The 22,153-nt window shown below is 59.8% G+C and carries 24 protein-coding genes; 18 read left to right on the forward strand and 6 right to left on the reverse strand.

The window, feature by feature from the left end:
* Positions 1–5 precede the first annotated feature (5 nt).
* The 3 genes from metH to ED236_RS04550 all read right to left on the reverse strand — a co-directional run bounded on the left by metH (position 6) and on the right by ED236_RS04550 (position 5,724).
* Positions 6–3,833, reverse strand: coding sequence for a methionine synthase (gene metH, locus ED236_RS04540; protein ID WP_123237106.1), 3,828 nt, complete (start codon positions 3,831–3,833; stop codon positions 6–8).
* Positions 3,834–3,949: 116 nt separating this feature from the next.
* Entirely contained in the window at positions 3,950–5,455 is a 1,506-nt protein-coding gene (locus ED236_RS04545) for a YifB family Mg chelatase-like AAA ATPase (protein ID WP_123236781.1), read from the reverse strand.
* 17 nt (positions 5,456–5,472) lie between these two features.
* Entirely contained in the window at positions 5,473–5,724 is a 252-nt protein-coding gene (locus tag ED236_RS04550; protein ID WP_123236782.1) for an accessory factor UbiK family protein, read from the reverse strand.
* Positions 5,725–5,972: 248 nt separating this feature from the next.
* Here ED236_RS04550 and ED236_RS04555 point away from each other — a divergent pair, with 248 nt between their 5' ends.
* From ED236_RS04555 to lysA, 10 genes are all read left to right on the forward strand, one after another.
* Entirely contained in the window at positions 5,973–6,746 is a 774-nt protein-coding gene (locus ED236_RS04555) for a TorF family putative porin (RefSeq protein WP_123236783.1), read from the forward strand.
* 64 nt (positions 6,747–6,810) lie between these two features.
* Entirely contained in the window at positions 6,811–7,149 is a 339-nt protein-coding gene (glnK, locus tag ED236_RS04560; RefSeq protein WP_123236784.1) for a P-II family nitrogen regulator, read from the forward strand.
* Positions 7,150–7,161: 12 nt separating this feature from the next.
* Entirely contained in the window at positions 7,162–8,592 is a 1,431-nt protein-coding gene (locus ED236_RS04565) for an ammonium transporter (protein WP_123236785.1), read from the forward strand.
* A 394-nt stretch (positions 8,593–8,986) separates the two neighbouring features.
* The gene (gene gshA / locus ED236_RS04570; protein ID WP_123236786.1) at positions 8,987–10,270 is read left to right on the forward strand and encodes a glutamate--cysteine ligase; all 1,284 of its coding nucleotides are present in this window, start codon (positions 8,987–8,989) and stop codon (positions 10,268–10,270) included.
* Positions 10,270–11,214, forward strand: coding sequence for a glutathione synthase (gene gshB / locus ED236_RS04575; protein WP_123236787.1), 945 nt, complete (start codon positions 10,270–10,272; stop codon positions 11,212–11,214). Before gshA ends, gshB begins: the two co-directional genes overlap by 1 nt.
* A complete protein-coding gene (locus ED236_RS04580; RefSeq protein ID WP_123236788.1) occupies positions 11,202–12,242 on the forward strand; it encodes an FAD:protein FMN transferase in 1,041 nt (346 codons plus the stop codon). Before gshB ends, ED236_RS04580 begins: the two co-directional genes overlap by 13 nt.
* Positions 12,217–12,747, forward strand: coding sequence for a NusG domain II-containing protein (locus ED236_RS04585; protein ID WP_240032035.1), 531 nt, complete (start codon positions 12,217–12,219; stop codon positions 12,745–12,747). Before ED236_RS04580 ends, ED236_RS04585 begins: the two co-directional genes overlap by 26 nt.
* A gap of 1 nt (position 12,748) precedes the next feature.
* Positions 12,749–13,264 (forward strand): Gx transporter family protein, encoded by a 516-nt coding sequence (locus tag ED236_RS04590; RefSeq protein ID WP_123236789.1) that lies wholly within the window; start codon positions 12,749–12,751, stop codon positions 13,262–13,264.
* Positions 13,265–13,348: 84 nt separating this feature from the next.
* Positions 13,349–13,507, forward strand: coding sequence for an LPS translocon maturation chaperone LptM (lptM, locus tag ED236_RS04595; RefSeq protein WP_123236790.1), 159 nt, complete (start codon positions 13,349–13,351; stop codon positions 13,505–13,507).
* 61 nt (positions 13,508–13,568) lie between these two features.
* Positions 13,569–14,831, forward strand: a complete 1,263-nt coding sequence (lysA, locus tag ED236_RS04600) for a diaminopimelate decarboxylase (RefSeq protein WP_123237108.1) — start codon at positions 13,569–13,571, stop codon at positions 14,829–14,831.
* An 86-nt stretch (positions 14,832–14,917) separates the two neighbouring features.
* On the opposite strand, the gene purU is transcribed toward lysA, so the two are convergent.
* Positions 14,918–15,772, reverse strand: coding sequence for a formyltetrahydrofolate deformylase (gene purU, locus ED236_RS04605; protein WP_123237109.1), 855 nt, complete (start codon positions 15,770–15,772; stop codon positions 14,918–14,920).
* A 146-nt stretch (positions 15,773–15,918) separates the two neighbouring features.
* On the opposite strand from purU, the gene ED236_RS04610 reads away from it, so the two are divergent.
* The 3 genes from ED236_RS04610 (at position 15,919) to ispH (ending at position 18,393) form a co-directional block, all read left to right on the forward strand.
* Positions 15,919–16,464: a GyrI-like domain-containing protein gene (locus ED236_RS04610; RefSeq protein WP_123236791.1), complete on the forward strand. Its 546-nt coding sequence runs from the start codon at positions 15,919–15,921 to the stop codon at positions 16,462–16,464.
* Positions 16,461–17,375 (forward strand): CobD/CbiB family protein, encoded by a 915-nt coding sequence (locus ED236_RS04615; RefSeq protein WP_123236792.1) that lies wholly within the window; start codon positions 16,461–16,463, stop codon positions 17,373–17,375. Before ED236_RS04610 ends, ED236_RS04615 begins: the two co-directional genes overlap by 4 nt.
* A 73-nt stretch (positions 17,376–17,448) precedes the next feature.
* A complete protein-coding gene (gene ispH / locus ED236_RS04620; RefSeq protein ID WP_240032055.1) occupies positions 17,449–18,393 on the forward strand; it encodes a 4-hydroxy-3-methylbut-2-enyl diphosphate reductase in 945 nt (314 codons plus the stop codon).
* An 86-nt stretch (positions 18,394–18,479) separates the two neighbouring features.
* Here ispH and ED236_RS04625 read toward each other — a convergent pair whose 3' ends face one another.
* The gene (locus ED236_RS04625; RefSeq protein WP_123236794.1) at positions 18,480–18,872 is read right to left on the reverse strand and encodes a DoxX family protein; all 393 of its coding nucleotides are present in this window, start codon (positions 18,870–18,872) and stop codon (positions 18,480–18,482) included.
* A gap of 28 nt (positions 18,873–18,900) precedes the next feature.
* Here ED236_RS04625 and ED236_RS04630 point away from each other — a divergent pair, with 28 nt between their 5' ends.
* A complete protein-coding gene (locus tag ED236_RS04630; RefSeq protein WP_123236795.1) occupies positions 18,901–19,374 on the forward strand; it encodes a GNAT family N-acetyltransferase in 474 nt (157 codons plus the stop codon).
* A gap of 104 nt (positions 19,375–19,478) precedes the next feature.
* A complete protein-coding gene (gene fae, locus ED236_RS04635) occupies positions 19,479–20,030 on the forward strand; it encodes a formaldehyde-activating enzyme (protein WP_123236796.1) in 552 nt (183 codons plus the stop codon).
* A gap of 97 nt (positions 20,031–20,127) precedes the next feature.
* On the opposite strand, the gene ED236_RS04640 is transcribed toward fae, so the two are convergent.
* Positions 20,128–20,877 carry an MBL fold metallo-hydrolase gene (locus ED236_RS04640; protein WP_123236797.1) on the reverse strand — a complete coding sequence of 250 codons (750 nt, stop codon included), beginning with the start codon at positions 20,875–20,877 and terminating at the stop codon, positions 20,128–20,130.
* Positions 20,878–20,983: 106 nt separating this feature from the next.
* On the opposite strand from ED236_RS04640, the gene ED236_RS04645 reads away from it, so the two are divergent.
* Genes ED236_RS04645 through ED236_RS04655 form a run of 3 tightly spaced genes read left to right on the forward strand, consistent with a single transcriptional unit; the run spans position 20,984 to position 22,152 of the window.
* The gene (locus tag ED236_RS04645; RefSeq protein ID WP_123237110.1) at positions 20,984–21,295 is read left to right on the forward strand and encodes an ArsR/SmtB family transcription factor; all 312 of its coding nucleotides are present in this window, start codon (positions 20,984–20,986) and stop codon (positions 21,293–21,295) included.
* Complete coding sequence (locus tag ED236_RS04650; RefSeq protein WP_123236798.1) at positions 21,295–21,717, forward strand: YeeE/YedE family protein; 423 nt, start codon at positions 21,295–21,297, stop codon at positions 21,715–21,717. The genes ED236_RS04645 and ED236_RS04650 overlap by 1 nt, the downstream gene beginning before the upstream one ends.
* A gap of 12 nt (positions 21,718–21,729) precedes the next feature.
* Positions 21,730–22,152 (forward strand): YeeE/YedE family protein, encoded by a 423-nt coding sequence (locus ED236_RS04655; RefSeq protein WP_123236799.1) that lies wholly within the window; start codon positions 21,730–21,732, stop codon positions 22,150–22,152.
* Position 22,153 lies beyond the last annotated feature (1 nt).

Raw genomic sequence — 22,153 nt, forward strand, 5'->3', positions numbered from 1 at the left:
GGTTCCTAGCTCAGGTTGGGCGCCAGCCAGCGCTCCAGATAGTCCACTGGCAGGCCGCGACGTGCGGCCATGTCGGCCAGCTGGTCTGCGCCTATCTTGTCCACGCTGAAGTAGCGCGCTTGCGGGTGCGCCAGATAAAAGCCGGACACGGCCGCCGCTGGCGTCATGGCGAACGAGTCGGTCAGCGTCATGCCGATGGCCTCGGCCTGCAGCCAGTGGAACATGTCCGGTTTGACGGTATGGTCCGGGCAGGCCGGGTAGCCGGGCGCCGGCCGTATGCCCTGATATTCTTCCTTGATCAACGCTGCCTTGCTCAGTTGTTCGCCCGCTGCATAGCCCCACAGGTCGGTACGCACGCGTTCATGCAGATATTCCGCAAAGGCTTCAGCCAGGCGGTCAGCTAGTGATTTCAGCATGATGCTGTTGAAATCGTCATGGGCGGCCAGGAAGCGCTGTTCATGCTTTTCTATGCCCAGGCCGCCCGTCACTGCGAACAGGCCGATGTAGTCGGCGATGCCGCTGGGCTGGCCATCGACCAGCTTGGGCGCGATGAAGTCGGCCAGACACTGGTTGGGTCTGGCCACCCCGTCAACCACCGGCTTGACGCTCTGCTGGCGCATGCCATACCAGGTGAACGCCACTTCGCTGCGGGTCTCGTCGGTATAGATTTCGATATCGTCGTCATTGACGCTATTGGCCGGTAACAAGGCCACCACGCCGTTGGCGGTCAACCAGCGGCCATCGATGATCTTCTTGAGCATGGCCTGCCCTTCGGCGAACAGCTTGCGCGCCGCTTCGCCAACGACCGCGTCATCGAGGATGGCCGGGTAAAAGCCAGCCAGGTCCCAGGTCTGGAAGAACGGGCCCCAGTCTATGTAATCCGCCAGCACGCTAAGATCCATATTGTTGATCTCGCGGCGACCGATGAACTTGGGCTTGACCGGGGCTTGTGCGCCGCTGAATGCCACACGCGTCTTGTTGGCGCGCGCATCTTCGATGCTGAGCAGGGGCGTGCCTTTTTTGTTGGCGTGCTGCTGGCGTGCCCGTTCATAGTCGTTGGCGACCTCGGCCACATAGTGGTCGCGCTGCTCGGGCGTGAGCAGTGACTGCATCACCGACACCGAGCGCGAGGCGTCCGGCACGTAGATGACAGGGCCGTCGTAGTGGGGTGCGATCTTCACGGCGGTGTGCGCGCGCGAGGTGGTGGCACCGCCGATCAGCAGCGGCGTCTTGAGGCCACGGAAATGGTCGTCGCGCTGCATCTCGCGGGCCACATGCGCCATTTCTTCCAGCGAGGGCGTGATCAGCCCGGACAGGCCGATGATGTCGGCATGCTCGGCCTTGGCCATGGCCAGGATCTCGCTGGCCGGCACCATCACGCCCATATTGACCACTTCGAAATTATTGCACTGCAGCACCACCGACACGATGTTCTTGCCAATGTCGTGCACATCGCCCTTCACGGTGGCGATCACCACCTTGCCCTTGGGCTTGGATTTCGCTCCCGTGCGTTCTTCTTCAGCCAGTTTTTCGGCTTCGATGTAGGGGATCAGGTGGGCCACTGCCTGTTTCATCACGCGAGCGGATTTGACCACCTGTGGCAGGAACATCTTGCCTTGGCCGAACAGGTCACCCACGATGTTCATGCCGTCCATGAGCGGACCTTCGATCACGTGGATGGGTCGGCCACCCTTGTTGAACACCGCCTGACGTGCCTCTTCGGTATCTTCGACGATGAATTCGGTGATGCCATGCACCATGGCGTGTGCCAGGCGCTTCTCCACCGGCACCGGGGCTTCTGCGCTGCCGCGCCATTCGCTGGTCGCCATCTCTTTCTTGCCGCCTGCTTTGAGCGTGGCGGCGATGGCGATCATGCGCTCGGTAGCGTCCGGTCTGCGGTTCAGCACCACGTCCTCGACGCACTCGCGCAGCTCGGCATTCAGGTCGTCGTAGACGCCCATCATGCCGGCATTGACGATGCCCATGGTCATGCCCGCCTTGATGGCGTGATACAGGAACACGGTGTGGATGGCTTCACGCGCCGGGTCGTTGCCACGGAAGCTGAAGCTCACATTGGACACACCGCCGGAGATGCGCGCGTAGGGCAGATTGTCCTTGATCCAGCGTGTGGCATTGATGAAATCCACAGCGTAGTTGTTATGTTCCTCGATGCCGGTGGCGATGGCGAAGATGTTGGGGTCAAAGATAATATCTTCTGGCGGAAAGCCAATCTCGCTCACAAGCAGATCGTAGGCGCGCTTGCAGATCTCGATCTTGCGCTCGTAGGTATCGGCCTGTCCCTTCTCGTCGAAGGCCATGACGATGACGGCCGCGCCATAGCGACGGCATAGCGTGGCCTGGCGCAGGAACTCGGCCTCGCCTTCCTTCATGGAAATGGAGTTGACGATGGCCTTGCCCTGCACGCACTTGAGGCCGGCTTCGATGACTTCCCATTTGGAGGAGTCGATCATGACCGGCACGCGCGCGATGTCGGGCTCGGAGGCGATCAGGTTGAGGAAATGCGTCATCGCCTTGACGGCGTCCAGCATGCCTTCGTCCATGTTGATGTCAATCACCTGCGCGCCGTTCTCCACCTGCTGGCGTGCCACGCTGAGTGCTTCTTCGTATTGCTCGTTGATGATCATGCGCGCGAACGCCTTGGAGCCGGTGACGTTGGTGCGCTCGCCCACGTTGACGAACAGCGCGTCATCGTCGATGACGAACGGCTCCAGCCCGGACAGGCGCGTCGCGACCGGCGGTGTGGGCAGCAGGCGTGGTGGCAGGCTGCTGACTTCGCGGGCGATGGCGGCGATGTGCGGCGGCGTGGTGCCGCAGCAACCACCGGCGATATTGACGAAGCCGCTGGTGGCGAATTCGCGCAGCAGCGAGGAGGTATCGGCCGGTTTTTCGTCAAAGCCGGTGTCGCTCATCGGGTTGGGCAAGCCCGCGTTGGGGTAGATGCACACAAAGGTGTCGGCGATCTGCGCCAGCTCTTCGGCGTACGGACGCATCAGCGTGGCACCCAGCGCGCAGTTCAGGCCTATGGTGAGCGGACGGGCATGGCGTACCGAGTTCCAGAACGCGGCCACGGTCTGACCGGACAGGATGCGGCCGGAGGCATCGGTGACGGTGCCCGAAATCATGATGGGCAGGCGTGTGCCGTGCTCCTCGAAAAAGGTCTCGATGGCGAACAGGGCCGCCTTGCAGTTCAGGGTGTCGAAGATGGTTTCCACCATCAGGATGTCCGCCCCGCCTGCCACCAGGCCACGCGTCTGTTCCAGATAAGCGGCGGTGAGCTGGTCGAAGGTGACATTACGTGCGGCCGGGTCGTTGACGTCCGGCGAGATCGAGGCGGTCTTGGGCGTGGGGCCGAGTGCGCCCGCCACGAAGCGTGGTTTGTCCGGCGTGCTGTACTGGTCACAGGCAGCACGGGCCAGCCTGGCGGCTTCCACGTTCATCTCGTAAGCGAGATGGGCCATGTGGTAATCGTCCTGCGCGACCGTGGTGGCGCCGAAGGTGTTGGTCTCGATGATGTCGGCACCGGCGGCCAGATACTGCGCGTGGATATCGCGGATGATGTGCGGTTGCGTCAGCGTCAACAGCTCGTTATTGCCCTTCAGGAAGATCTCGCGCTGCCCTGCGGGTGCCTGGAAGTCGGCAAAGCGCGTACCGCGGTAATCCTGCTCGGTGAGCTTGTACTGCTGGATCATGGTGCCCATGGCGCCGTCCAGGATCAGAATGCGCTCGGCCAGCAGTGCGCGCAGGCGTGCTTCGGTCGGCGACATGCGGTAAGCAGGGGATGGAGTAGCAGTTGGAACGGTGGATTGTGTCATCAAAAACAACGATTGCCGCAGCAAGGATTAAAGGCTTGATTTTAACACTTTAACAGCCCGCTTCCGAAGGGTGCACGCGGCTAAATCACGGTTTAACCAGGCGGCAAGCGCAGAACTCAGTCACCAGCGAGACGCCGGTACTGGATGGCTTCTGCAATATGCGCTGGCTGTACCTGTTTGGACGCCGCAAGATCGGCGATGCTGCGTGCCACTTTGAGGATGCGATGATAGGCACGCGCAGAAAGATCGAGCTTGGCGATGGCCAGTCTCAGCAGTTGCAGTCCGGCTGGGTCGGGCTGGCAATAGGCATCGATCTCCAGGCTGCCAAGGCTGGCATTGGCTTTGCCCTGGCGTTGCAGTTGTAAGGCGCGCGCCTGCTCCACGCGGCGGCGGATGGCGGCACTGGGCTCACCTTTGCTGGATTTAAGCAGTTCATGTTCTGGCAGTGCAGGCACTTCGATATGCAGGTCGATGCGGTCCAGCAGCGGGCCGGAGATGCGGCTGCGATAGCGTGCCACCTGGTCTGGCGTGCAGCGGCATTTGTTGTTGTGATGGCCCAGATAGCCGCATGGGCAGGGGTTCATCGCGGCCAGTAACTGGAAACTGGCCGGGAAGTCAGCCTGCCGTGCCGCGCGCGAGATGGTGATGTGGCCGGATTCCAGCGGTTCGCGCAGCACTTCCAGCACCTTGCGGTCGAATTCAGGCAGTTCATCCAGAAACAGCACGCCATGATGGGCTAGCGAGATCTCGCCTGGACGCGGGTTGCCGCCACCACCGACCAGCGCCACAGCCGATGCGGTGTGGTGGGGGTTTCTGAACGGCCGTTGCCGCCAGTGCGACAGCCGGAAACCGCCATTCAGGGACTGGATGGCGGCCGATTCCAGCGCCTCGGCTTCCGTCATGGTAGGCAAAATGCCGGGGAAACGGCTGGCCAGCATCGATTTGCCGGTGCCCGGCGGCCCGCTCATCAGTACGCTGTGCCCGCCTGCGGCCGCGATCTCCAGTGCGCGCCTGGCCTGCGCCTGGCCTTTCACTTCTTCAAAATCTGCATAATCCCTGGCCAATGACAAGGTGCTGGCGGCCTGCGGTGTCAGCAAGGCGTGCCCTTGCAGGTGCGCGCAGACCTGCAGCAGGTTGTTGGCCGGCAGAATCACCGCCTGTTGCACCAACGCCGCTTCTGCCGCATTGGCAGCGGGCAAAATAAAAGCCCGTGACGGGCTTGAGGTTTGTCCTTGCAGGCTGGCGGTCATGGCCAGTGCGCCGCGTATGGGCCGTAATTCACCGGTCAGCGCCAGCTCTCCAGCCACTTCGTAATTGTCCAGCACGCTGGCCGGTAATTGCCCGGAAGCGGCGAGGATGCCGAGCGCGATGGGGAGGTCATAACGGCCGCTTTCCTTGGGTAAGTCGGCGGGCGCCAGGTTGACGGTGATGCGGCGCATGGGGAATTCGAATTGCGCTGTTTGCAGCGCCGCGCGCACACGGTCTTTGCTTTCTTTGACTTCGGTCTCGGGCAGGCCGACGATGGTGAAGCTGGGCAGGCCGTTAGCGAGATGCACTTCGACCACCACCGGTGGGGCGTCCATGCCGGCCAGCGCACGGCTATGCACAATTGCGAGGCCCATAAGTGCGCTCTGCCTGATTAGAGTGCGTTTTCCTGCGTGGCGGGTTGTTCCAGTTCAGCCACTCTGGCTTCCAGTGCATCCAGCTTGGCGCGGGTCTGGCGCAGCACCTCTTGCTGGATATCGAACTCTTCGCGTGTCACCAGTTCCATTTTGGTGAGCGCGCCCTGTAATAGTGCACGCAGGTTGTTTTCCACATCACCGGCGGGGCTTGAATTGATTAAATCCCTGAATTTATTTGATAAATTCTCAATCGTCGGGTTGTTGAGCATGGTACTCTCCTAATGTGCTCTGACTGTCATGGCAAGTGCAAACCATCTTCTCCAGTGCTGACTGCACTGTTGTTGTGCTGCATTCTATTGCAAACATCCTTCCAACGGTATTTTTGTGGACACCGCTTCCGATGGGTTGAGTAAGTGCTTGATTTCATTTAATCCATTATTTTGGCACGGCGGTTGCTTAGCATTTATCGCAAAATTTGCAGTGTGTTTTGTTTATTTTAATTTCGAAAGGATTTTCCATGCGTAACCCTATTCTCGTTGCCGCCGTACTTGGCGCTCTGACTTTGCCAGTGGCAGCACTTGCAGAAGAAGCGGTAGCCCCAGCAGCTGAATCCCCGCACACGTTCACCTACAACGTTGGTCTGTACAGCCAGTACATATTCCGTGGCTTGACCCAAACCCGCGAAACCGCTGCTCTGCAAGGCGGTGTCGATTACTCCCACGCCAGCGGTTTCTACCTGGGCGCCTGGGGTTCCAACATCAGCTGGCTGACCGACGGTGACTACTACGCCAACTCCAGCCTGGAAGTTGACGTTTACGGCGGCTACGCCAGCGAAATCGGTGAAACCGGCATCGGCTACAACGTTGGTATCCTGCAGTATCTGTATCCAGGTAACCGCTTCTCTGGTTCCAAGAATGCAGACACCACCGAAATCTACGGTAGCCTGGCTTACGGCTGGGTTTCTGCCAAGATCTCCGCTGTTGCTTCCAGCAATGCATTCGGCTTTGCTGATGCAGATGGCACCACCTACTCCGAACTGAACCTGAACGTACCACTGGGCAAGGGCTTCACTGGTCTGGCTCATGTGGGTTATCAAGACTTCACCGGCGCTGGCAACAGCACCTTTGATTACACCGACTGGAAACTGGGTCTGACCAAGTCCTGGGACAACGGCGTGAACCTGGGTGGCTACTTCACTGCGACCGATGGTCAAGTTTCCCGCTTCACCGATGCTTCCGGCTACAACCTGGCCAAGGATCAGTTCACGGTCTTCGTTCAGAAAACCTTCTAAGTTAGGCTTTGCGGGGCGGCGTCCGGGGTTGGTTGCCGCCCATTCATAACATCAGGAGACAAGCATGAAATTCGTATCCGCGATCATCAAGCCATTCAAGCTTGACGAAGTGCGTGAATCCCTCTCCGCCATCGGCGTGCAGGGCATCACCGTCACCGAAGTCAAGGGCTTTGGGCGTCAAAAGGGCCATACGGAGTTGTACCGTGGTGCTGAATATGTTGTTGATTTTCTGCCCAAGGTCAAGCTCGAGGTCGCCATCAAAGACGACTTGCTCGATCAGGTGATCGAGGCGATCGAGAAATCGGCTACCACCGGCAAGATCGGTGATGGCAAGATTTTCGTATTCGACCTCGAACAAGTCTATCGTATCCGCACCGGCGAAACCGGCCCGGACGCACTGTAAAAGGGGATGGAAATGAAAAAAATCTTATCCATGATGGCGTTGGTTGGCGTGCTGGGCCTGGGTTTTGGTACCCAAGGTTTTGCCGAAGAGCCAATGCCAGCTGAAGCGGCTGCTGAAGTCGTTGCACCAGAGGCAGCACCTGCTGCTGAAGAAGCAGCGCCGGTTGTTGCCGCAGAAGAAGCGGCACCTGTTGAAGAAGCCGCTGCTGCAGAAGAAGAGCCTACGCTGGATGCTGGTAACACCGCCTGGATGATCGTGGCGACGGTGCTGGTGCTGGCGATGATCATTCCTGGTCTGGCCCTGTTCTACGGTGGCCTGGTACGCACCAAAAACATGCTGTCGGTACTGATGCAAGTGTTCGTCACCTGTGCGCTGGTCTCTGTGATCTGGGTGGTGTATGGCTACAGTCTGGCGTTCACGGATGGTGGCAGCCTCAACGGCTACATCGGTGGTCTGAGCAAGGCGTTCCTGGCGGGTATCACGCCTGACACGCTGAGCGGCACCATTCCCGAGTTCGTGTTCATCACCTTCCAGCTGACCTTCGCTGCGATCACCCCTGCGCTGATCGTCGGTGGTTTCGCTGAGCGCATGAAGTTCTCTGCAGTGTTGCTGTTCGTGGCACTGTGGGTGACCTTTGTGTATATCCCGGTCGCACACATGGTGTGGGGCGGCGGTATCCTGGCTGAATTGGGTGCCAAGGACTTTGCGGGTGGTACGGTGGTACACATCAACGCTGGTATCGCCGCGCTGGTGGGTGCTCTGGTCCTCGGCAAGCGTCTGGGTTACGGCAAGGAAGCCATGCCTCCGCATAGCATGGTCATGACCATGATTGGTGCTTCCTTACTGTGGGTGGGTTGGTACGGCTTCAACGTCGGTAGCGAACTGGCTGCTGACGGCGTGGCTGGCCTGGCTCTGGTCAACACGCAAGTGGCGACCGCTGCTGCAGTACTGGGCTGGATCTTCGTTGAATGGCTGGGCAAGGGTAAGCCTTCCATGCTGGGTGGTGCTTCCGGCGCAGTTGCTGGCCTGGTGGCGATCACCCCGGCTTGTGGCTTCATCGGCCCGATGGGTGCCATCATCCTTGGTTTCGTTGCCAGTATCGTCAGCTACTGGGCCGTCACCAGCATGAAGGCCAAGCTTGGTTACGATGACTCTCTCGATGTATTCGGTATCCACGGTGTGGCTGGTCTGATCGGTGCACTGGGTACTGGCGTACTGATGGATAGCGCCATGGGCGGTGTTGGTTACGCTGAAGGTGTGACCATGGGTGCACAGATGTACTCGCAAGTGGTTGCGGTTGGCGTCACCATCCTGTGGGCGACCGTCATCAGCTACATCCTGTACAAGATCGTGGATGTGCTGGTTGGTCTGCGCGTTTCGGAAGAATCCGAGCGTGAAGGTCTGGACACCACCGAACACGGTGAGCGTGCCTACCACTACTAAGCCTGTAGCTTAAGCCTTAGCAGTTAATCAAAGCGGACACTTCGGTGTCCGCTTTGTTTTGGCTGTCAAAAATGGTCACTTGTTTGTCAGCTTGTGGGTGGCAGTTGCCCATATTTGGTGCGTAATCCGTAGCGCAAGCCTGGCTACCAGCCGGGTTAAGCCACAAACTGCAAGGAATAAGTCATGTTTATAGACAGATTGAAGTTGGCATTGTTATTGCATGATAAACACTGAACGCGATCTGCGTATGCAATACCCGCCGTGAACGTTCATCTGCATTTCAATCTCCTCCTCTCCGGACGCATCAGCGTCCGTTTTTTTTGCTTGAAACCGGCGGCTTCGCCCCCAACTGTAGCATCTGCGCTAGAATCAGCCGGATTCAGGAAAACAAACCATGGTCCCCCACCTTACAACTGCCCTCAACGGCCCCCTGCTCACCCTCGAAAAACGCATGCTGGCCTCCATGCCGGAGATCGAGCACTGGTTCCGCCAACAATGGCTGGACTACGCTACGCCCTTCTATGCGTCGGTGGATCTGCGCAATGCCGGCTTCAAGCTGGCCCCGGTCGATACCAATCTGTTCCCGGGCGGCTTCAATAACCTGAATCCGGATTTCCTGCCGCTAGGCATACAGGCCGCTATGTCCGCCGTGGAGAAGATCTGTCCGGATGCGCGCCGCTTGTTGCTGATCCCGGAGAACCATACCCGTAACACCTATTACCTGCGTAACGTGGCGGCGCTGACCAATATCCTGCGTCAGGCCGGCATGGATGTGCGCGTGGGCAGCATCTCGCCCGAGATCACCGCACCGGTGGATCTGGATCTGCAGAATGGCCATGCGCTGCACATGGAACCCGTACAACGCAAGGGCAACCGTCTGGTGCTGGACGGCTTCGACAGTTGCGCCGTGCTGCTCAATAACGACCTGTCCGGCGGCATCCCCGATATCTTGCAGAATCTGGAACAGACGCTGATCCCGCCCTTGCACGCCGGCTGGGCGACGCGGCGCAAGTCCCAGCATTTTGCTGCCTATAACCGCGTGGCCGAAGCATTCGCTGCGCTGATCGGCATCGACGAATGGCTGATCAACCCCTACTTTTCGACGTGTGGCGAGATCGACTTCCATGCACGTGAAGGCGAGGATTGTCTGGCCGCCAATGTGGAAGCCATGCTGATGCGCATCCGTGCCAAATACAAAGAATACGGTGTGGAGCAGGAGCCGTTCGTGATCGTCAAAGCCGATGCCGGTACCTATGGCATGGGCATCATGACGGTGAAGAGCCCGGACGATGTGCGTGACCTCAATCGCAAGCAGCGCAACAAGATGTCGGTGGTGAAAGAAGGCCTGCAGGTCAGCGAAGTCATCATCCAGGAAGGGGTCTACACCTTTGAGAGCATAGAGGATGCGGTCGCCGAGCCTGTGGTCTATATGATGGATCACTTCGTGGTGGGTGGTTTCTATCGCGTGCACACCGGGCGTGGCATAGACGAGAACCTCAATGCGCCTGGCATGCAGTTCGTGCCTCTGGCGTTCGAACAGCCATGTTCCATGCCCGACTGTGGCGGCGCACCGGATTCACTGCCTAACCGCTTCTATGCCTACGGCGTGGTGGCACGTCTGGCATTGCTGGCCGCCGCCATCGAGTTGCAGGAACAAGATCCCGAGAACCAGCACTGATGCGTATCGCTGTCATCCTCGATCCGCTAGCCAGTCTCAAAGCGTACAAGGACACCAGTCTCGCTATCATGCGCGCCGCCGCCGCGCGTGGTCATGCCTTGTATGTGGCCGAACAGGGCGATCTGCTGCTGCGCCAGTCGCGGGCCGTTCTACGTACACGCAGTTTCGAGTTCAACGGCAATGGTCCAGACTGGTACGCGCTGGGCCCACATCAGGAACAGACGCCCGCCAGTTTCGATGCCGTGCTGATGCGCAAGGATCCGCCTTTCGATAACGAGTTCCTGTACAGCACTTATCTGCTGGAGTTGGCCCAGCAGCAGGGTGCGCGCATCCTCAATCATCCAGCTTCGGTGCGTGACTGGAACGAAAAACTCGCCGTCGCGCAGTTTCCCGAGCTGGCACCTGCCTTCCTGGTGACGCGTGATAACGATCTGATCCGGCAGTTCCTGGCGGAGCAGGGCGATATCGTGGTCAAGCCTCTGGATGGCATGGGTGGCAGCGGCATCTTCCGCTTGCGTACCGACGACCCCAATATCGGTTCCATACTGGAGACGCTGACCGCACTTGGCACACGTACCATCATGGCGCAGCGTTATCTGCCACAAATCTTGCAGGGTGATAAGCGCATCATCATGATCAACGGTCATGCCTTGCCTTACGCGCTGGCGCGCATCCCCAAGGCGGGTGAAACACGCGGCAACCTCGCCGCAGGTGGCACCGGTGTGGCACAGCCCTTGAGTGAGCGCGATCATTACATCGCCGGCACGGTCGGCCCCGAGCTGCGTGCACGCGGCCTGTTCCTGGTCGGCCTGGATGTCATCGGCGACCATCTAACCGAAATCAATGTGACCAGCCCGACCGGCATGGTGGAGATCGCCGCGCAGACCGATTGCGACCCTGCACTGACCTTCGTGGAAGCGCTCGAAACCCTATGCGCTGGCTAGCGCGTCAGCTGTCGCTGACGGTGTTGCTGTTGCTCGGTGCCTGCGCGGATCCGCCCTTGTATCAGGCGCAGAGCTATGTGTTCGGCACGCTGGTCGATATCAGTATCTATGGGGCACCCGAGGCACAAGCACGTGCGGCCGCCGATGCGGTGTTGAAGGATTTTCAAACCCTGCATCAACGCTTGCATGCCTGGCAGCCGGACAGCGAGCTATCACAACTGAACCGTGCGTTGGCACGCGGTGAAACCGCGCCAGTCGCGGCCGACCTGGCGGACATGCTCAATGATGCCAGTCAACTTTCAGCACGCGCTGGCGGGCTGTTCAACCCTGCCATCGGTGGCTTGATCCGGCAATGGGGATTCCAGCGTGATGAATATACGCCGGTAGACATAGACCCGGTACGTGTAGAGGCGCTGGTCGCGGCCGCCCCGCGCATGTCTGATCTGCATATCGAATCTGGCAGTATCCGCAGCGACAACCCTGCTGTGCAGCTGGATCTGGGTGGCTATGCCAAAGGCCTGGCACTGGACCGTGCGCTGCGTCAGTTGCGCCAGGCAGGTATTCAGCATGCGCTGGTCAATATAGGCGGCAATGTGATCGCGCTGGGCCAGCATGGCGAACGGCCCTGGAACGTCGGCATCCAGCATCCACGCCAGCCCGGCGCCATGGCCACCGTGGCCTTGCAAGACGGTTGGGCCATCGGTACCTCGGGCGATTATCAGCGCTATTTCGAGCTGGACGGCCAGCGCTACTGTCACCTCATCGACCCGCGCAGCGGCTATCCGGCACAGCATACGCAGGCGGTGACGGTATTGATCCCGCCCGGGCCGCAAGCCGGTACACTCTCGGATGTGGCATCCAAACCCATCTTCATCGCAGCGCAACAGCAGCGTGCGCAAGTCGCACAGGCCATGCAGGTGCAGCACGTGCTGGTGGTGGATGAACACGGACAGCGCTTTCTTAGTCGCGCCATGGCCGATCGCCTGAACTGGTTGGACAAACATGCGAAGACGCAGCTTCTTTTCTAGCTTGTCCAGCCGGTCCGGGCTGTACGCCAGAAGGCACCTCGGCCGCGTGCGCTCCTTGCGGCAGCGCTTTTCCAGACCAGCATTCACACGCCGCGCTGCCTCCATGCGCGCCGCGCTCAGTGCCGCCCGCGCCCATCCCTTCCCGCGTCTGTTGGCGGGCGACTGGCTGACATTGCTGGCGAGCTTGCTGCTGGTGGTGCTGCTGTTCCAGGCCTTGTGGCAAAGCCAGGGAGCCAGCAAGCTGCGCATCCGTCAGGGCGATACCGTGTATGCCACACTGAGCCTGGACCAGAAGCGTACCTTGCACCTGCACGGGCCGCAGGGAGAGACCGAGATCGTCATCGATCATGGCCGCGTGCGCTTCCTGCGCGCACCCTGCAACAGCCAGTATTGTGTGCATCAGGGCTGGCTGACGCGTGCCGGTCAGGTCGCCATCTGTCTGCCCAATCAGATCAGTCTGGAGCTGCTGGGCAAGCGCAAGTCCTACGACAGCCTGAATTACTGACGTGCAGATACAGACCACCCCACAGGACCATCACATTGCGCGTCTGGCGGCGCTGGCGATCGGGCTGCATATGGTGGAAGCCATCCTGCCCTCACCCATCCCGGGTGTGAAGCCCGGCATCGCCAACATCGTCACCCTGTTCGTGCTGTACCGGTTCGACTTGACCACGGCCGCCTGGGTCAGCCTGCTGCGCGTGTTTGCAGCAAGTTTGCTGCTGGGGCAGTTCCTCACCCCGACCTTCATGCTGAGCCTGAGTGGTGCCTTGACCAGCCTGCTGATGCTGGTGCTGGCCAGTCGCCTGCCCCGGCGCTGGTTCGGCCCGGTCAGCCTCAGTGTGCTGGCCGCCTTCGCCCACATCGCCGGGCAGTTGCTGGTGGTGCGCTTGTGGCTGATCCCGCATGTGGGCGTGGCATATCTGGTGCCCGTGTTCGCCACGGCGGCGCTGATCTTCGGCCTGGTCAACGGGCTGGTGGTCGCCCGCTTGCTGGCAAGCCACGATGCAGCGCCGCGCTCGTGATAAAATCAGCGCTGTTTTAGCGATGCCTGCTTGCCTATACCCATTGCAATGCGCCAGCCCGGCTGGCCTTGACCGGAGACACCGATGCGCCCATGCCTGATCGCCATGACCCTGTGCCTGATGCTCAGTGCCTGCGGTACCAAGGGAGATTTGTACATCCCCGAGCAGCAGTATCCGCAAGACCCTGCGCCTGCCGCCAAACCCGCGCCTGCGGCGACGCCAGCTCAAACACCGGACAAGTGAGTCCGGTCCGACAATCAGCCGCAATCGAGATGGTTCACACGTGACTTCATACGCCAATTCAATCCAAAACGCATTTCATAACGCGTTTCAAAACAAACATGGCCAACTCCATGCTGAAGATATCGCCTTGTCGCAGGTGGCTGCCGAATTCGGCACGCCTTGCTATGTTTATTCGCGCGCGGCCCTGACCGAGGCTTTCCAGCGCTTCAGTGCCGGTTTTAGCGGGCATGACCATCTGGTGTGTTTCGCCGTCAAGGCCAACCCCAGTCTGGCCATCCTCAACCTGTTCGCCCGTCTGGGAGCAGGTTTCGACATCGTGTCGGGTGGTGAGCTGGCGCGTGTGCTGGCAGCCGGTGGTGATCCGGCCAAGGTGGTGTTCTCGGGCGTAGGCAAGACCGAAGCCGAGATGCGTGCTGCGCTGGAAGCGGGTATCTTCTGTTTTAACGTGGAATCGGCCGCCGAGCTGGAGCGCCTGAATGCGGTGGCAGCTGCGCTGGGCAAGGTCGCGCCAGTGTCGCTGCGTGTGAACCCCAATGTGGATGCCAAGACGCATCCCTACATCTCCACCGGCCTTAAGAACAACAAGTTCGGCGTGGCTTATGAAGATGCCTACAGCCTGTATCAGCGCGCCGCCGCCTTGCCCCACCTTGCGGTGCATGGCGTGGATTGCCACATCGGTTCGCAGCTCACCGAGCTGTCGCCGTTCCTGGATGCGTTCGACCGCGTGCTGGCGCTGGTGGATCAACTGGCCGCGGTGGGCATCGCGGTGCAGCACATCGACGCAGGTGGTGGTATCGGTATCTGTTACAGCGACGAGACGCCACCTGATTTCTCCGCCTACGCCGCTGCCATGCTGCAGCGCCTTGGTACGCGCAAGGTCAAGCTGGTGTTCGAGCCTGGCCGTGCGCTGGTCGGCAATGCCGGTGCCTTGCTGACCAAAGTGGAATACCTGAAGCCGGGCGAGAGCAAGAACTTCGCTATCGTCGATGCCGCCATGAACGATCTGATGCGTCCGGCCCTGTACGACGCTTACCATGCCATCGTGCCAGTGCAGTCTCGCGCAGCCGCCACGGCAGTGTATGAGGTCGTCGGCCCGGTATGCGAAAGCGGTGACTTTTTGGGGCACGACCGCGCACTAGCGCTACAGCCGGGAGATGTGCTGGCCATCCTGTCGGCTGGCGCTTATGGCATGAGCATGAGCTCCAACTACAACACGCGGCCACGTGCCGCTGAAGTGATGGTGGACGGTGATCGTGTCACGCTGATCCGTCAGCGCGAGACCGTGCAGCAACTGTTCGCGCTGGAATCCGTGCTGCCAGGCTAAGCCGCTGTGCGTATTGAAAAAGCCCGCTGGCAGTGATGCCAGCGGGCTTTTGTGTCTGCAACGGCGCTATCGGTTGAAGATCACGGTCAGTTAAAGATCACGGTCTTGTTCGCGTATAGCAGGATGCGGTTCTCGATATGCCAGCGCACGGCGCGTGACAGCACGATGCGCTCCAGGTCGCGGCCCTTCTGGATCAGGTCTTCCACTTCGTCGCGATGCGAGATGCGCGCGATGTCCTGCTCGATGATAGGGCCTTCGTCCAGCACTTCGGTCACATAGTGGCTGGTGGCACCGATCAGCTTCACGCCGCGCTCGAAGGCACGGTGATACGGGCGTGCGCCTATGAAGGCTGGCAGGAAGGAATGGTGGATGTTGATGATGCGTTGCGGGTAGCGCGTGACGAAATCCGGCGACAGGATCTGCATATAGCGCGCCAGCACGATCAGGTCGATCTGGTGCGCATCGAACAGCGCGAACTGGGCGGCCTCGGCTTCGGCCTTGGTGTCCTTGCTCACGGCGATGTGATGGAAGGGGATGCCATAGAAGGCGGCCAGCGCCTCGGTGTCCCGGTGATTGCTGATGATGAGCGGGATGTCGCAGGCCAGTTCGCCGCTCTTGTGGCGGTGCAGCAGGTCGGCCAGGCAGTGGTCGTATTGCGACACCATGATGGCCACCCGTGGACGCTGTCCGGACAGCTTGAGTTGCCAGTGCATGTCAAAACGTGCGGCCACCGGCGCGAACTGCGCATCGAACTCCGCTACCGGGATGGAAAAGGCATCCAGATCCCACTCGATACGCATCAGGAACAGATTGTTCTCGGCGTCCTGATGCTGGTCTGCGTGCAGGATGTTGGCGCCATGGCGGTGCAGGAAATCCGCGATGGTGGCAACCAGACCTTTGCGGTCCGGGCAGGTGATCAACAAAGTGGCGGTATTTTTCATGGTCAGTGCACTGTCTTTAAAAGCAAAACAAGCCGCATTATAACGGATTGCATGCTGCACGCCCGGCTGGTCAGTGCAAGCGGGGCATGGTATCTTTTGAGCAAGGCGAGCCATGTGGTCGCAGCACGTGTTAAAGAGTCCAACTGGTGAAAAAGCAATTACCTTACTTCCTGCTGGTGTTCGCGATCCCTGTTGTCGGCGTATTGTGGTGGTGGGGCATGTTCTCCAGTGCCAGCGTGGAAGTGGCCGAACGCGGCCCTTACCGTTACGCCTACCTGGAAGCCGAAGGCCCATATTCCAAACTGGGTAACAAACAGCAGGAAGTGTTGTTCGAGCTGGAAAAACAGGGCATCACGCCTGGCGTACAACTGACCCTGATGCTGTCCGATCCACGCAGCACACCTTACAAGGAGCTGCGCGCGCAGACCGGTTATCTGCTGGCTGAGGGCGTGCAGCCGCAGCCACCCTTGCAAGTGGCCAGCGTGCCGGTTCGTCATGTAGCGGTCGCCCGCATCAAGGCGCATCCCCTGTTCGCCTATGGCAAGGCGTACTCTGCCTTGCTTGATTTTTCCGGGCAGTTGCAGCTCGACCTGCAATTGCCTACCGTGGAACTCAGCGAGCACAGCGTGCTCACCGTTGAGATGCCCTTGCCTGAAAACGCGTCCATGCCGCCACAAGGAGGCCGACCATGAAGTTTCTCGCCCTGCTCGGTGCGCTTGCGCTGAGCTATTACAAACCGCACCAGAAGATCGACCTGCTGCAACAGCTGTACGCGCCTTATGCGCGCTGGCTGGAACACAATTGCAATGATGGTCGCCGCCAGCACGGCATCATCGCCTGGCTGTTGGGCGTGCTGCTGCCGGTGGCTGCCGTGGCGGCAATCTATTACGCCTTGTTTGCCGTGCATGCGCTGCTGGGCATCGTGTTCGGCATGGGCGTGCTGTATCTGACCCTGCGTATCAGCCAGTTCGGGCGCCGTGCCGAGGGCATCGCCAGTGCCTTGCAGACCAGCAATATGGAGCAGGCGCGCACCATCTACAATGGTTGGGAAGGTGCCGATAGCGAAAGTTATAGCGGAACCGAGCTGGCACGTGCCGCCATCGAGACCGTGCTGCGGCGCTCGCATCAAGGCCTGTTCGGCCCGGTGTTCTGGTTCGCGGTGCTGGGTCCGGCGGGTGCTTTTCTGTATCGCCTCGCGCATCTGGCCAGACAGGAATGGCAGGACCCGCAAAACCCGCAGTTCAGTCAGTTCACCGAGCGCGCCTTCCATTATCTGGACTGGCTGCCTGCCCGCATCACGGCCGGTTGTTTCGCTATCGTGGGTGATTTTGAGGATGCCGTGTATTGCTGGCGCATGCAGTCAGCCAGCTGGGGCGATAAATCGCTGGGCATCCTGCTGGCCAGTGGTGCCGGTGCGCTGGGGGTGAAGCTGGGGCAGCCGCTGCCCGAGCAGGGCGTGCTGCGCTACCGCCCCGAGATCGGCCTGGGGGATGATGCAGATGCGGATTATCTGCGTAGCTCGGTCGGGCTGGTGTGGCGTGTGCTGGTGCTCATGGTCGGCTTGCTGTTCCTGCTCACCTTCGCCAACTGGCTGGGCCATTGAGGCTGCTTTCAACAAGATTCTGCGAGATACCGCTGTGACTGCTATCGATCTAACCACTACAGATGTGAACGCCATTGATATCGTGCTGGCCAACCCGCGCGGTTTTTGCGCCGGGGTGGACCGTGCCATCATCATCGTCGAACAGGCGCTGGAGAAGTTCGGCGCGCCTATCTACGTGCGCCACGAGGTGGTGCATAACAAATTCGTGGTGGAACAGTTACGCAGCAAAGGCGCGGTGTTCATCGAGGAGCTGGACGAAGTGCCAGCCGGCAACACCGTGGTGTTCAGTGCGCATGGCGTGCCGCAGCTTGTACGTGCCGATGCCGAGGCACGTGGTTTGCGCGTGTTCGATGCCACCTGCCCGCTGGTCACCAAGGTGCATATCGAAGTCAGCAAGATGCGCACCCAAGGTCTGGAAGTGGTGATGATAGGCCATGCCGGTCACCCGGAAGTGGAAGGCACCATGGGCCAATCCGAAGGCGGCATGTATCTGGTGGAAACGGTGGACGATGTGCTCAAGCTACAGGTCAACGACCCGGCCAAGCTGGCCTATGTGACGCAGACCACTTTGTCCATCGATGATGCAGCCGCGGTGGTCAGCGCCCTGCAAACCAGGTTCCCGCAGATACGCTCGCCACGCAGTGATTCCATCTGCTATGCCACCCAGAACCGACAGGATGCGGTCAAGCTGATGGCGGGTGATTGCGATCTGGTGATCGTGGTGGGCTCGCCCAACAGTTCCAACTCCAACCGCTTGCGTGAAGTGGCACAGCACCAGGGTGTGGAGTCTTATATGGTCGATAACGCCACCCAGCTGGACCCGGCCTGGGTGGTGGGTAGACGCCGTATCGGGGTATCGGCGGGCGCATCGGCGCCGGAAGTGCTGGTGCAGGAAGTGATCGCCAAGCTGCAATCGCTGGGCGGAGCCGAAGTGAAGGAGCTGGAAGGAGTGGTGGAGAATGTGGTGTTCCAGTTGCCACGCAACCTGACCAGCGCCGTGCCGACCATCAAGCGTTGATTCGAATCACCAAACAAAACAGCCTGCCTCGTCAAGCGAAGCAGGCTGTTGTCATCATCAGGGCTATGCCTTGGTGTGGATCGTCATCAGGCTTTCTTTCTGCATACACAGCTGTCTATGCTCAACGCCGTGACCGGATTCAGCGCCAGTGCCAGCATGCCGCCTGCGATCGCCAGATATTGCATGAACACGATGGGGTCAGCCAGTTTCAGTGCCACTGCGATGAACACGGCATAGCCTGCCAGTACATAAGCCGCCAGTTTGGTCTTGTAGCCGATCAGCAGCAGCACGCCGAACAGCAACTGGATCAGGATGGTGAGCGGTGCGAAGATGCCGGGCAGGCCATACTGACCGAGCAGGATCTGATACTGTTCATAGCCAGCAGGGTGGCTCATGATTTGTGCGAGCAGAATGCAGACGTGTACCAAAAACAATTGTGCCAGTAGCAGGCGGGCAACAACAGTGAGCAATTTGTTCATGACGTTCAGATCCTATCCAACTGAGTAAATGACGCGCTATTGTAACCGTGAGCAGCCCGCTCGTGCGAGTGGTCGTCCATTCCGCATACAAATCGTGCGCTGGGCGGAGGCTCAGGCCGCGTTGGAGGCCATACGCCGCAAGGTGTTCATCGACGAGCAAGCGGTGCCGGAAGTACTGGAGTGGGAGGCGATCGATGCCGATTGCACCCATTTGCTGGCCTTGGTGAGCGAGCAGTGTGCGGTCGGCTGCGCGCGCGTGCTGCCGGGCGGCAGCATAGGCCGTATGGCCGTGTTGCCAGCCTGGCGTGGGCAGGGTATAGGCAGTGCCTTGTTGCAGGCGGCCATCAGCTACTGTCGTGACCACGGACTGCGGCAATTGAGTCTGTCGGCTCAGGTGCACGCCATCCCTTTCTACGCGCGTTTCGGTTTTGTCGTGTCCAGCGAGGTCTATGACGATGCCGGCATCCCGCACCAGACCATGCTGCTTGATATAAGCGATTGATTTATATTGATAAGCGTCAAACCAGGTTTGCCATGCAGACTGGCTTTGGATACAATGCGCACACGGATTTTTAGCTCAATTCACTCCCCTCTTAAGGAACACTCATGTCAAAGATCGTATTCAAGGCTGGTGAAGCCACTGTTTTCAGCGAAGGCAAGGACGTAACTGCGGCCATGCCGGAGATCCTCATTGGTAGCGTGGACGGCCCTGTGGGTGCTTCCTTTGCCAACATGATGGCGCAAAACAAGGGTCACACCGCCATGTTCGTGGTGCGTGACATCAACCAGCTGGTGCGCCCGGCGGCGATGATGGTGCCCAAGGTCACCCTGAAGGGCAGCACCGACGTGGGTCTGTTCGGCGGTGTGGTGCAGGCGGCAACGGCCGATGCGATCGTGGACTGTGTCATCGAAGGCATCATCCCCAAGGACCAGGTCAACGAGCTGTGCATCATCAGCCTGGTGTGGATCGATCCGGGCTGTATCGCGCTGGAAAAAGAAGGCAAGCTGGACAAGGCCGACATGTACAAGAACAACTACGAAGCCACCAAGCTGGCGATCAAGCGTGCCCTCAACGACGAGCCTTCCATTGATGAGCTGATCGCCAACCGCCACAAGATCAAGCACTGCATGTGGGACGAATCCTGGGGCGATATCTAAGCTTCCAGTAGGTCATACGCAGCAGCGATTGACTGAGCTGCGCATGTAAAAAGCCCGCTGTAACGCAGCGGGCTTTTTTATTGTGCCGGACTTTAGCTCAGCCCTGGATGCTGTCACTGCTCTGCCCGCAGTAGTCTTCCAGATGTGCAGGCAAGTCGGTCGGGCACACCCCGCAGGCGCGGTTGCCCGGCACGGCGTAGTCGATGAACTTGGGATAGGGCAGCTTGAGCTGGTCCATGATGGTCACGAATTCCTGCAGCGACTTGCCGCCACCCAGGCGTGGATTGCGCTGTTTTTCCTGGGCGATGCTGGATACGAAGCGTTGCTGATAGTCATGGCCGGGGTAGACCAGCACCTCGTCCGGCAGGCTGAACAGTTTGGTGTGCACGCTGTGATAGAGCGCTTCTGAGCACCCGTTCTGAAAATCGGTGCGTCCACAGCCGTCGATGAGCAAGGCGTCCCCACTGAACAGTCTATCGCCAGCCAGGTAGGCGAAATGTCCATCGGTGTGGCCGGGCGTGTGCAGAGGATCCAGCCGCACGCTGCCCAATTGCAGCGGCGTGCCTTCTTCCAGCCAGACATCGGCACAGGGCAGGCGGTCGATGGCCGGGTTGGCGATCTTGCTACCCGTGCGCTGTTTCAGTTGTAGCGCACTGGTGATGTGGTCGGCATGGATGTGTGTGTCCACGCTGTAGGCCAGCTTCAACCCCAGCTTGTCCAGTTCGGCCAGATCGCGCTCCAGTGTGGCGATCACCGGGTCGATGAGCATGGCCTGCCCAGTTTGCTCGCAGGCCAACAGGTAGGTATAGGTGCTGGACAAAGGGTCGAACAATTGCCTGAAGATCATCGTGTGCTCCACATCATGCTTGCAACGTTTTATTAAATAACATAATATTATTTTATATAATGTATATCAAGTGCAGATGATGTCAGCGACCACCACGGAGCCTAGCATGCTGGATTACAGCGCCATGCACGCCAATGCCAGCCAGGCCAGTCAGTTCCTCAAGGCGCTGGCCAATCCGCAGCGCTTGTTGCTGCTGTGTCAGCTCAGTCAGGGCGAGCGCTGCGTGAGTGAGCTGGAACAGCACACCGGCATACGCCAGCCTACCTTGTCACAACAACTGACGGTGCTGCGCAAGGAACTGCTGGTGGACACGCGTCGCGACGGCAAGCAGGTGTATTACCGCATCGTCCGTCCGGAAGCTTTGCAGATCATGCAGCTGCTGTATACCCAATTCTGTCAATCCAACAAGGAGTCGTGATGATCGCCTGGTCTCAATTCACCCCCTGGAGCGCGCTGGCTGGCGGCATGCTGATCGGCCTCGCCACCGCCCTGTTGCTACTATTCAACGGCCGTATCGCTGGTATCAGTGGCATCCTCGGCAATCTGTTGAAAGCGCCGGGGCGTGACCACCCCTGGCGGCTGGTCTTCCTCGCGGGTCTGGTGGCGTCGCCTGTGCTGTATGGTCTGGTCAGCCCTTTGCCGGAAGCCCTGGTGAGCGCCTCGGGCGCGACCTTGATCCTGGCCGGCCTGCTGGTGGGGTTCGGTAGCCGTCTGGGAGCTGGTTGTACCAGTGGTCATGGCATCTGCGGGCTGAGTCGTCTTTCCTTGCGTTCCTTACTGGCCACCATGACCTTCATGCTGGCGGGCATGCTGACCGTAGCCCTGCTGCGTCACTGGTGATAGGGAGCTCACATGAACACATTAATCACTGCCTTCATCGCCGGCCTGCTGTTTGGCATCGGCCTCATCGTTTCCGGTATGACCAACCCAGCCAAGGTGATCGGATTTCTGGATGTGACCGGTGCCTGGGACCCGTCTCTGGCGCTGGTCATGGCCGGTGCCATTCTGGTGGCCTTCCCCGCCTTCCGGCTGGCGCGTGGTCGCCAGCAAACCTGCTTGGGCGAGCCCATGCAGCTGCCTGCCAGCAGCAAAGTGGATAAGCCTTTGCTGACCGGCGCTTTATTGTTCGGCATAGGCTGGGGCCTGGCCGGGTATTGTCCCGGCCCCATCGTTGCCTCACTGGCTACAGGTGCCGAGCAGCCTTGGATCATCTTTGTGGCCATGCTGGCCGGCATGGGCCTGTATGAGCTGTATCGACGTGTCGCTGCCAGATAAG

Origin of the sequence: Pseudomethylobacillus aquaticus (assembly GCF_003730115.1) — a bacterium.
In the GTDB taxonomy this organism is placed as follows: domain Bacteria; phylum Pseudomonadota; class Gammaproteobacteria; order Burkholderiales; family Methylophilaceae; genus Pseudomethylobacillus; species Pseudomethylobacillus aquaticus.